This window comes from Bellilinea sp. (assembly GCF_034432615.1).
Lineage (GTDB): Bacteria > Chloroflexota > Anaerolineae > Anaerolineales > Anaerolineaceae > Bellilinea.
In genome coordinates this window covers 1-10,983 of the sequence record NZ_DAOUBL010000101.1, presented here as the reverse complement: position 1 = coordinate 10,983, position 10,983 = coordinate 1, and the positions used below count along the sequence as shown (strand labels likewise).

10 protein-coding genes and 1 tRNA gene are annotated in these 10,983 nt (G+C 59.5%); 10 read left to right on the top strand and 1 reads right to left on the bottom strand.

Translation table 11 applies throughout. The features are described from left to right. From VAE48_RS04650 to VAE48_RS04640, 3 genes are all read left to right on the top strand, one after another. Positions 1-1,450 (top strand): ABC transporter permease (locus tag VAE48_RS04650; protein WP_322792156.1); only part of this gene is annotated, 1,450 nt, incomplete at its 5' end. Between the two features lie 27 nt (positions 1,451-1,477). After that, on the top strand, positions 1,478-2,539 hold the full coding sequence (locus VAE48_RS04645) for an ABC transporter ATP-binding protein (RefSeq protein WP_322792155.1): 1,062 nt from the start codon (positions 1,478-1,480) through the stop codon (positions 2,537-2,539). Continuing rightward, positions 2,532-3,023 (top strand): DUF402 domain-containing protein, encoded by a 492-nt coding sequence (locus VAE48_RS04640; protein WP_322792154.1) that lies wholly within the window; start codon positions 2,532-2,534, stop codon positions 3,021-3,023. Before VAE48_RS04645 ends, VAE48_RS04640 begins: the two co-directional genes overlap by 8 nt. Positions 3,024-3,054: 31 nt before the next feature. Here VAE48_RS04640 and VAE48_RS04635 read toward each other — a convergent pair. Beyond that, a tRNA-Gly gene (locus VAE48_RS04635) sits at positions 3,055-3,127 on the bottom strand. A 368-nt stretch (positions 3,128-3,495) separates the two neighbouring features. Here VAE48_RS04635 and VAE48_RS04630 point away from each other — a divergent pair. The 7 genes from VAE48_RS04630 to VAE48_RS04600 all read left to right on the top strand — a co-directional run. Continuing rightward, positions 3,496-4,137 (top strand): hypothetical protein, encoded by a 642-nt coding sequence (locus VAE48_RS04630; protein ID WP_322792153.1) that lies wholly within the window; start codon positions 3,496-3,498, stop codon positions 4,135-4,137. Then, the gene (locus VAE48_RS04625) at positions 4,134-4,460 is read left to right on the top strand and encodes a transcriptional regulator (protein WP_322792152.1); all 327 of its coding nucleotides are present in this window, start codon (positions 4,134-4,136) and stop codon (positions 4,458-4,460) included. The genes VAE48_RS04630 and VAE48_RS04625 overlap by 4 nt, the downstream gene beginning before the upstream one ends. Positions 4,461-4,463: 3 nt before the next feature. Then, positions 4,464-5,402 (top strand): ABC transporter ATP-binding protein, encoded by a 939-nt coding sequence (locus tag VAE48_RS04620; RefSeq protein WP_322792151.1) that lies wholly within the window; start codon positions 4,464-4,466, stop codon positions 5,400-5,402. Beyond that, the gene (locus VAE48_RS04615; protein ID WP_322792150.1) at positions 5,392-6,129 is read left to right on the top strand and encodes an ABC transporter permease; all 738 of its coding nucleotides are present in this window, start codon (positions 5,392-5,394) and stop codon (positions 6,127-6,129) included. The genes VAE48_RS04620 and VAE48_RS04615 overlap by 11 nt, the downstream gene beginning before the upstream one ends. A 660-nt stretch (positions 6,130-6,789) precedes the next feature. Next, complete coding sequence (locus VAE48_RS04610; protein WP_322792149.1) at positions 6,790-8,616, top strand: hypothetical protein; 1,827 nt, start codon at positions 6,790-6,792, stop codon at positions 8,614-8,616. 5 nt (positions 8,617-8,621) lie between these two features. Continuing rightward, positions 8,622-10,175 carry a hypothetical protein gene (locus tag VAE48_RS04605; protein ID WP_322792148.1) on the top strand — a complete coding sequence of 518 codons (1,554 nt, stop codon included), beginning with the start codon at positions 8,622-8,624 and terminating at the stop codon, positions 10,173-10,175. Positions 10,176-10,301: 126 nt separating this feature from the next. Continuing rightward, positions 10,302-10,983: lysophospholipid acyltransferase family protein (locus VAE48_RS04600; protein ID WP_322792147.1), on the top strand; the 682-nt coding region annotated here is incomplete at its 3' end.

The following is a 10,983-nucleotide window of genomic DNA, read 5'->3' as shown; positions in this document are numbered from 1 at the left end:
TGCACGCTTTGAATTTACCGGCAAGCGGCTGCTGCGTTTGCTTTCCACCCTGCCGTTCATCCTGCCGACCGTGGTGGTGGCAGCCGCCTTTAACGCACTGATCGGCCCGCGCGGCTGGTTCAACCTGCTGGCGATGGAGTGGTTCAACCTGCCCACCCCGCCGCTGAATCTGCTCAATTCGCTGCCCGCCATTTTACTGGCGCATGTCTTTTACAACACCACCATCGTCCTGCGGGTGGTGGGCAGCGCCTGGGAGCAGCTCGACCCGCGTTTGGAAGCAGCCGCGCGCGTGCTGGGGGCTTCACCCTGGCGCGCCTTTCGTGAAGTGACCCTGCCCTTGCTGCGCCCGGCGCTGCTGGCAGCGGCCTTGCTGGTGTTTCTGTTCGACTTCACCAGTTTTGGGGTGATTCTGCTTCTGGGCGGGGCGCGCTTTGCCACCCTGGAAGTGGAAATCTACATTCAGGCGCTGCACCTGCTCAACCTGCCGCTGGCCGGGCTGCTTTCGCTGGTGCAGCTGCTGTGCACCCTGCTGCTGACGGTGCTGTACACGCGGGTTGCCTCGCGGCTGAACATCCCGCTCACCCCCCGCCTGCGCGGCGAGGGAGCTGCCCATCCGCGCAGCCTGCGTCAGAAAGCGCTGGTTGGGGCGGTGGTGCTGATGCTGTTCACGCTGCTGGTGCTGCCGCTGGCAGCCCTGGCCGCCCGCTCGGTGGCGCGTCTTGAGCCGGCCCGCGGTCAGCGCGGCACATTTGAAAGCGGCCTGACGCTGGATTACTACCGCGAGCTGTTCATCAACCGGCGCGGTTCGCTGTTTTATGTGCCGCCCATTCAGGCGGCGCGCAATTCGTTGTTTTACGCCGCGGTGACGGTGGGCATCTCGCTCGGGCTGGGGCTGCCGGCGGCCGCCGCGCTCAGCCGCCGCTCTCCGCTCAACCGCCTGCTCGATCCCCTGCTGATGCTGCCGCTGGGCGCTTCAGCGGTCACGCTGGGGCTGGGCTTCATTCTCACCTTCAACCGCCCGCCGCTGGAAGCGCGTTCCTTCCCCCTGCTCATCCCCATTGCGCACAGTCTGGTGGCGTTTCCGTTTGTGGTGCGCACCCTCACACCGGTGCTGAACTCCATCCCGCTCAATTTGCGTCAGGCGGCCGCCGTGCTGGGGGCTTCGCCGCTGCGCGTCTGGCTGGAGGTGGATTTGCCCATTCTGGCGCGGGCTGCGCTGGTGGCTGCCATTTTTTCCTTTACCATCTCGCTGGGCGAATTTGGCGCCACCAGTTTTCTCGCCCGCCCCGAATACCCCACCCTGCCGGTGGCAATTTTCCGCTTCATCAGTCAGCCGGGCGGGTTGAATTACGGGCAGGCGCTGGCCATGTCCACCCTGCTTTTGGTGGTATGCGGGCTGGGCATTGCCGTGCTGGAGCGGCTGCGCCTGCCGGAGGAAGGCTCCCGCTGAGCAAAGTTCATGGTATAAACAGGGACAATGCTGACCGTCGAGAATATCCACAAACAATACGAAGGCCAGCCGCTGTTACGCGGGGTATCTTTCGAGGTAGCCGCCGGTGAAACGGTCTGCCTGCTAGGGGCTTCCGGCAGCGGAAAAAGCACCTTGCTGCGCATCATCGCCGGGCTGGAAGAAGCCGAAAGCGGACGGGTGTTGTGGCAGGGCAACGATTTACGCGGCGTTCCGGTGCATGAGCGCCGCTTTGGACTGATGTTTCAGGATTATGCCCTTTTTCCGCACCGCAGCGTGGCGCAGAATGTCGCTTTTGGGCTGCGCATGCAGAATCTGCCGTCCGCACAAATTGAGCAGCGTGTGCGGGAAGTCCTGCAGCGGGTCAACCTGAACCAGTTTGCCAACCGGCGGGTCACCGATCTTTCCGGCGGCGAGCAGCAGCGGGTGGCGCTGGCGCGCGCGCTGGCACCCCATCCACGCCTGTTGATGCTGGATGAGCCGTTAGGCGCGCTCGACCGCGCCCTGCGGGAAGAACTGGGGCAATTTTTGCGGGAGGTACTGCATGAAAGCGGCGTACCGGCCATTTACGTCACCCACGATCAGGAAGAGGCCTTTACGATTGCCGACCGCCTGATTCTGCTGCACGATGGACAGGTGGCGCAAAGCGGGCAGCCGGCCGAGGTGGTGCAAAGCCCGGCATCCCTCTGGGTGGCGCGCTTTTTGGGGCTGACCAATCTGCTGCGCGGGCGCGTCATCGAATCGCATCCCCTGACGGTGCAAACCGATTTGGGCATCTTCCAACCCCTATCCTGCAGCAGTGTACCGCCAAAGGGGGAATCGGTCACCCTGCTGCTGCGTCCGGGCGGGCTGGCGGGCGCTGCTGCCGATGAAGGGGTCAACACCTTTGCTGCGCAGGTCAAAGATGTCATCTTCCGCGGTGAGGATTACCGCATCACCCTGCACAGCGGCGGCATCAGCCTGTATTTTCATGTGCGCCAACCGCTGGCGGTTGGCTGGCAGGGGCGGCTGGCCGTTCATGCCGATGCCCTGTACTGCCTGCGTGAAGCAAGCGGGGTGGGGGATGTCTGAAACCGTTGCGGTGATCAAGCAGGATACCAGCGGTCGGGAAGTCTGGCGTTACACCGGTGAGGTGTTGCAGCGCGCCGCGCGAGGTGTGCTGCTGCAGGCCTACTTTGACCGCGAAGACCGCCTGTTTCACGGCATCTGGCTTTGTAAGGGGGATCGTTTTGTGGAAGCCTATTTCACCCACCGCTGGTACAACATTTTTGAAATTCACCACCGTGAGGGAGATGCGCTGAAGGGCTGGTACTGCAACATCACCCGTCCGGCACAATTGCTGAACGGACAGGTGGAGTATGTGGACCTGGCGCTGGACTTGCTGGTTTACCCGGATGGCAGCAGCCTGCTGCTGGATGAGGATGAATTTACCGCCCTCAACCTGGATGAAGGCGAGCGCCGCCGCGCGCGGCAGGCGGTGAGTGCCCTGCGCCGCTGGTTCACCGCACACCAGCCGTTCCACCTGCAGGAGCAGTTCGGCCGTTTGCTGCGCTAAACAAAAAATCCCCTCGTAAGGGGATTGAGAGAGCGGGCGATGGGACTCGAACCCACGACCTTCTCCTTGGCAAGGAGACGTTCTACCAACTGAACCACGCCCGCAGTTTTCGAACGCACCCCAATTATAGCAAGAATCCCAAAATCGTCAACCCTTGCGCTTGCCGTTATCATGGCTTTCTCCGGGTCGAAAACGGTTAAACAGCAGCCGGCGGGCGCTGAAAAGGACAGGCCTTGATGTTCACTTTAGCTGCTTGCGAATGCAACGACGTTCAACCCGAAGGCGCAAAGAGGGGAAAAAGCAACCTATGCGTCCTGGCAATCAATCTTTTTTCACAATGTCAGGCCATGCCCCTCCGCGCGCAGCAACACCCACCCGTGCTGACGGGAATCCCCTCTCTGATTATTGACAAAATACAAGAAATATTATAAACTAGTTTGTGATACAAACCAGTTTATAAAAAAGAGGAACGATGAAATCACCGTTAGATTCGATGCAAAAACGTACCCGCCGCTACTGGTATGAAGACGGACTTTCCGAGCTGGCCGGCGGGTCGGTCATCTTGCTGCTGGCGCTGCTGAATCTGGCCATTGCCCGCTTTTCTCCACCCGAGTGGCAAGGGCTTCTTTCAGCAGTGGTGCTGCCGCTGGTGGTGATTGGCGGGGCCGTGATTGCCCGCGCAGGGGTACAACGCCTCAAAGAGCGCCTCACCTATCCGCGCACCGGTCTGGTCATCTATCCACGCCCCAGGCCCTCGCGCCGTTTCCGCACCGCCGGGATTGCCCTGGGGACTGCCGTCACCGTCGCACTGCTGAGCAGTCTGCTTGGCGCTGCGCAGGCGGAACGGCTGTTACCCGCAGTAACCGGCCTGTTCACCGCTCTCCTCATTGTACTGATTGGCATTCAGGTTGGGCTGGTGCGCTTTTACCTGCTGGCTGTCTGGCAAACGGTGATTGGGCTGCTCGGCAGCTGGCTTGCCCTGCCGCAACCTTTTGATCTGGTGCTGTTCTTTGGCGGATTGGGGGCTGGTTTTCTGGTGAGCGGTGCGCTGACGCTGATCCGATACCTGCGCAATAATCCCCTGCCGCCTGCCGGGCATGAGGATCAGCCATGAGCGAAGAAAACCTGCCTGCCTGGAGCGAAATTGACCGCTTGCTGCACGAGCCGGCCCGTCTGGCAATCGTCAGCCTGCTGGCCGTTGTCGAAAAAGCCGACTTTCTCTATCTGCAGCGCGAAAGCGGGCTGACCAAAGGCAATCTTTCGGCACACCTCAGCAAACTGGAAAATAGCGGCTACGTTCAAATTGAAAAAACCTTCCGCGGCAAACTGCCGCTGACGCTGGTGGCGCTGACGCCGCAGGGCAGAGCCGCACTGGAACAATATCTGACACAAATGAAACGCTGGATTAATCAAATCAGTTCTCAATCAGAGGAGTAGGAAATGAGTACTTTTGCCATTCAAACCGACCAATTGACCCGCGACTTTGGCAGCCTGCGCGCCGTGGATCATCTCACCCTGCAGGTTCCCGCCGGTCAAATTTTCGGTCTGCTCGGGCCGAATGGCGCCGGCAAAACCACCACCATTCGTTTACTGCTGGGGTTGCTGCCGCCCACATCCGGACAGGTGCGGGTGTTGGGTATGGATCCGCTCCAGCAGGGTGAAGCCGTCCGGCAGCGGTGCGGCGCTTTGCTGGAGCATGCCGGCCTGTACGAAAGACTGAGCGCCGAGGATAACCTCGAATTTTACGCCCGCATCTGGCGCATGGATGCCGCCGCCCGCAAGGCACGCATTCAACAACTGCTGGAAGGATTGGGACTGTGGGAAAGGCGCAAAGAAGCCGTTGGCGAATGGAGCCGCGGGATGAAACAAAAACTGGCCATCGCCCGCGTGCTGTTGCACCGCCCGGCGCTGGTCTTTCTGGATGAACCTACCGCCGGCCTGGATGTGCCAACCGCCGCCGCTTTGCGGGAGGACTTGCTTCAGATGGTCGAGCAGGAAGGCATTACCATCTTCCTCACCACCCACAACCTGAGCGAAGCAGAAAAACTGTGCGCCGGGGTAGCCGTGATTCGCAATGGCCAGCTGCTGGCGCAGGGCAGCCCAGACTCGCTGCGTTTGCGTGCCAGTAAACCCCGCCTGGAAGTATTTGGACGCGGTTTTGGGGATGGGTTGCTGCAAAATCTACAGCGCCAACCTGAGGTTCAGACAGCCCGGCGGGTCAACGATCACCTTGAAATTACCCTCCACGAACAGGCGGAGAGCGCGGCGCTGGTGCGCCTGTTGCTGGAACAGGGCGCTCAAATTGAAGAAGTGCGCAAAAGCAGCCCTTCGCTGGAGGAAGCTTTTTTGAATTTGCTGGAGGAAGAACATGTTGCTTGATTTGTATACCATGGTCTGGAAAGAATGGAAAGAAATGTTCCTGGCGCGCGGGGGTGCGCGTTCGGGGCTGTTCAGTTTGTTGATCATCCTTGCGCTGCTGGGTATTTTCATGCCCCTGCAGAGCGGCCGCGAGTGGCTTACCACCCCTCTGCTGGTGTTGATCTGGACATGGATGCCGGTCTTTCTGGCGCTCGGCATGGTTACCGATGCCATCGCCGGTGAACGCGAACGACACACGCTGGAAACCCTGCTTGCCAGCCGCCTGCCGGACAGAGTGATTGTGTTGGGCAAGATTGCGGCTGCCGTGCTGTATGCGTTGGGGGTGATGCTTTCCAGTCTGCTGCTGGGGGCTCTCACCGTCAATCTGGCTTTCGCCGAGCAGGGCTGGCGGTTTTACTCCGCCAGCGTTTTCCTGGCCGGGCTGGTTTTTTGTCTGCTGGCCGCTTTGTTAATCTCTGCTTTGGGTGTGCTGGTCTCGCTGACATCCAAAACTGCCCGGCAGGCTTATCAAAAACTGAGCGCGGTCATGCTGCTGGTGTGGTTTGTGCCCATGTTTTCCATTCAATTTCTGCCGGAGGAAATCAAAATCCAGTTGAGCGCGCGGCTGGCAACCCTCAACCTGAGCACGGTGATGGCATTGGGCGGGGGACTTTTGCTGATTGCCGATGCCGCTTTGTTGGCAGCCTGTTTGCACCGTTTTCAGCGTCAAAAACTGATTGGCAGCTGAATCGGCAGGGGTAGACAAAGCGGTTCATTATACGGAGAGAGGCGGGTTACCGCCCCTCTCCGTATTGATTTAAGTCGGTTCGGAATAAGCGCAAAACCCAGTCAGCAGCGCAACGAACCCCCTGCCCGAAAGGGGTATCTGATCAGCGCTGGCAAGCGACGCTGCTTTCGGTGTTGCATTATAACCACACGGCATGTCCTTTTGAGCGAGCGCGGCAATTTGATGTGTGACCCCCACCCACCTCCCCCAATTTCGCTTTCGCGATATTGGGGGAGGCGAAGGAGGGGGCAATTTATCAGGTCTGGTGAGTGTCGCTGCACTCGGCGTGACATTAACCGTCCTATGTCCTTATGAGCAAGCGAGGAATTACATGGCTTTACAAGTTAAAAAAGGTTTATCGCCAGGACGCCGAGGATTCTCTTTTTTCTTCTCTGCGTCTTTGCACCTTGGTGATGAATGGCATCGCATGCACAAAGCGGCTAAGATATCAACAATTGGGTGAAGGAGATTCCCTTCGGCATGGGTACGTACCGCTGCGTTCGGAGTAACGCAAACATGTCCTTTTGAAACGGGGCGGCAGGAAAACCACCGGCAACAAAGGGGCTGAACAGGGGTGTTATAATTCCGCTCGCTGAAATCCTTTTCGGGTGAATTACTTTGATGCGTCGGGTTTGGGCCGGGTTCATTTTTACAGCAGGGCTGATTCTGCTCGGCGTTGCCGTATTGGCCGAGCAGATTGGACTGGATAACGACCCCGGCTGGGGCACAGGACGCTATGCGCTTTTCATCGGAGGTGTCACCCTCGTAGGCTGCGCCGCGCTGGTGTACCGCGCCGAGCGGGTACTCCTGCACTTGAAACGGTTGGAAGCACTGGTTTTGGGCTGGCTTACCGGCTTGAAAGCCTCGCCGCTCTACCGCGCTGTTTGCCGCTTTACCACCGGGTTGTACCGTCTGCCCGCCTTCAATACCCACGAACGGCGCCGGCGGTTTGCCCTGACCGTTGCAATCCTCTTCTCGCTGACGGCGGTGATGGGGTATGCCACTGCCGGTACTTTTACCCGCTGGTTTTCTTATCCGCACACCTACTATGACCGCCTGGCGGAAGCCTTCCGCCACGGGCAGCTGGCACTGTTGGAACAGCCGGATGAATCTTTACGCAGCATCCCCGACCCCTACCCGTATGAAAACCGTCAGGATGCGCGCTATGTGTGGGATATTTCCTACTACAAGGGCAGGTTCTACCTGTACTGGGGTCCGACCCCGGCGCTGGTACTGGCAGCAGTCAAAAGTGTGGTTAACCGGGTCATCGAGGATCAGGTTTTAGCGATTGGATTTTTGCTGGGCATTGCCGGGCTGCTGCCATGGATTGCCTACCGACTGTGGCAGGTTGTGCCTTCCCCGCTCAGGGCCGGCTACCTGCTGGTCTTTCTGCCGGCAATCAGCCTGAACCTTTATCTGCTCTGGCCAACCGGCCGGCCGGGCGTGTATGAGGCGGCCGTTCTGGGCGGGCAGTTTTTTCTGCTGGTCGGGGTTGCTGCCCTGCTGGAAGCCGTCATCAAACCCAAGCCTGCGGTGGGATGGTATCTGGCTGCCGGAGCGGCTTTGGGGCTGGCAATCGGCAGCCGGATGACGCTGCTGGTTTCGGCATTCTGGCTGGTAGTGCTGGTGCTCTGGCTGAACCGCGTGCGGTTTGGCGGGCGGATGAGTTCCTTTCTCACCGCCAGCGCTGCCTTTGCCCTGCCGATCCTCTTCAGCATCGGCTTGCTGATGGCCTACAACACTGCCCGATTCGGCAACCCCCTGGAAAGCGGGTTGAGTTACCAGCTGGGCATTCCCGGTTATCCTCCGCAACGCTCGTGGGTGTTTTCGACCCGTTACCTGCTTCCCAACCTGTACCATTATCTGCTGCGCCCACCCATCTGGCAGGCCGAATTTCCGTTCGTTTTTGTGCCTTTCATTCCCGAAACCCGCTGGCCTTCTTTCATCCGTCTGCCGGAGCATTATATTGCCCACGAATCGCAGGCCGGCTGGCTGAGCGTCTTCCCGCTGCTGGTCATCCTGCCGGGCGGTATAGTGCTGCTGTGGCGCTGGCTGCGTCCGTGCCTGAGCCGCAGCGGCTTAACCGCCGCCGCTAAAGGCGGGTCACTTCCGCTTGAAGGCTGGCTGCTGCTGGCGTTGCTGGGCAGCGGACTGGCACAAACCTTCATCCTTTTGCTGTACTTTTTTCCATCCATGCGTTTTCAAATCGAAATCGTGCCGCTGCTTTCGCTTTCTGCCTGGCTGACCCTGCTCTGGCTGCAAGCCGAACTGCGCTCCCGCCGCTGGCTGCGCCCGTTGTTGACCGCCGTGATGGTGGCGCTGGCCTGCTACGGGCTGGCGGTTGGCTTGCTGGGTGGGTTTGCTGCCGGTGAGCAATTGTTTGAAGAACACAATCCAATCCTGTTCAACCGGCTCAGCGGCTGGTTTCACCTGATTTTTGGACGGTAAGGGAAATGAATCGCCTACAGCGTCTGCTAACCCCGCCGCGGCTCGTCTTTGGGCTTTTGATGGCCGTCTTTTTAGCGGCCGGCTTGCACCTTGCGGCAGATTACGGCATTTCATGGGATGAGCCAATTCAAGTGGACATTGGCATCAAGAATTACCGTTATGTGGTTCACGCCGACCCGGCTTTACTGGAATTGAAAGATCGTCATTACGGGCCGTTGTTCGAGATGTTTCTGGTGCGGTTCATGGATCAAACCTCTCCACGCTCAATGTTCATCAGCCGCCACCGTTTGACCTTTCTTGCTTTTTGGGCAGGGGTCATCGGCTTTTATCTGCTGCTGGAGAGGGTCTTTCCCCGCCGCTGGCTGGCATTGTTCGGTGCGGGTTTGCTGGTGTTCAGTCCGCGCATCTTTGCCGATGCCTTTTATAACAGCAAGGATATTCCGTTCATGGTGGCGGTTATCTGGGCAGCGGCGGCTTTGCAGTACTACCTGAAAAATCCATCTTTCCAACGCGTTCTGCTGGCGGGGCTGTTTTCGGCGGTCACCACCGGCATTCGTCTGCCGGGGGTATTCCTCGTCGCTCTCACCGCGCTGATGATGGGGCGGGATGTGCTGGCCGGGCGGCTGCCGCTGCGCCGGGCAGCCGGGCATGGTTTGGTCTATCTGCTGATTTTTGCAGGGCTGACCTTCCTGTTTTACCCGGTTTTCTGGCGCGAGCCGCTCACCGAAATCCCGCAGGCGTTCGAGATCATGGCCAATTTTCCGCATTTTGCCTCCGTCCTTTACATGGGGCATTTTCTTTCGCCGCAGGCGCTGCCCTGGCATTACCTGCCGGTCTGGATCGGCATCACCACCCCCATCCCCTGCCTTTTGCTGATTCTGACGGGCATTGGCAGGGCAATCTGGCAGTGGCTGCACAGTCCGAAGAGCCTTTTGGCGGTGGAAAGCACGCCTTTGATGTTGGCAGCCCTCTGGCTGGGATTACCGCTGGGAGCGGTGGCTGTGCGCGGAGCGCCGATGTATGATGCCTGGCGGCAAATGTTTTTCATTTACCCGGCCTTGTTGATTTTTGCCACCGCCGGCTGGGATTGGTTTTCCGGCACAATCCGGCGGCGGATTGGCAACAACACGCTCAACCTGCCGCTGACGGTTATCCTGGCAGCCGTCATTTTCGCTCCGGCAGCGCTTTGGATGGCGGCGCACCACCCCTATCAGAACCTGTACTTCAACCGTCTGGCCGGGCCGGATATGCAGACGGTCAAAATGCGTTTCGACATGGACTACTGGGGACTGACCTACCGGCGCGGGCTGGAAGCAATTTTGGAGCATGACCAGCGTCCGCTCATCAACATTTATGCTGCCAATTTTCCCGGCGAGGCCAACGCCGCAATTCTGCCGCCCGATCAGGCCGGACGGCTGAATTTCATGCAAAACATCGAAGAAGCCGACTACTTCATCACCAATTACCGCTGGCATCCGCAGGATTATCCCTATAACGATGAGATTTTCACCCTGCGGCTGGGGAACGCCAGAGTGCTTTCGGTCTTCCGCCTGCGCTGAAGGTGCGATTGGGCTTAAAATCGCAACTTTTGCAATATTCTTTCCACGGGCATAAAAACGCATTTCCCCTAAAAGCGGCGGGGCAGTGTTTGCAAAACTCCACCCGCCGGTGATACAATTATTTACATGAACGCCAACGCCTCCCCGCATTCCCCGGCCCAGGCTGCCGAACAACCCCTGCCGCGCCGGCGCTTGCAGCGGGTGGTGGCTTTCCTCATCCGCCACCTGACCCGCACCACCTTCATCGGCGCTGAAAATCTGCCGCCCAGCGGCGGAGTCATCGTTGCCACCAATCACATCAGCCGGCTGGATATCCCCGTGCTGTTTGTCAACCCGGTGCGCCCCGACATCACCGCACTGGTAGCGGATAAATACCTCAAATACCCCTTCTTCCGCTGGTTTGCGGTAACGGCGGGAGGCATCTGGATTGACCGCAGCAAAGCCGACTTCACCGCCTTTGGGCAGGCGCTTGCCGCCCTGCAGGCCGGCCGCGCGCTGGGCATTGCCCCGGAAGGCACCCGCAGCAACACGGCAACCCTGCTGGAGGGCAAACCCGGCACGGTGCTGCTGGCACACCGTGCGCGCGTTCCGATTGTCCCGGTCGGCATCACCGGCACACACACCGCACTCAAATCCCTGCTCAAATTGCGGCGCGGGGAGATTGTGGCGCGCTTCGGCAAACCCTTCCGGCTGCCGCCTTTTTCTCGCGAAAACCGCGAAGAAGACCTGCGCCGCCAGACGGACGAGGTAATGTGTCGCATCGCTGCCCTGTTGCCGCCACGCTTTAGCGGGGTGCTACCCAAAGACC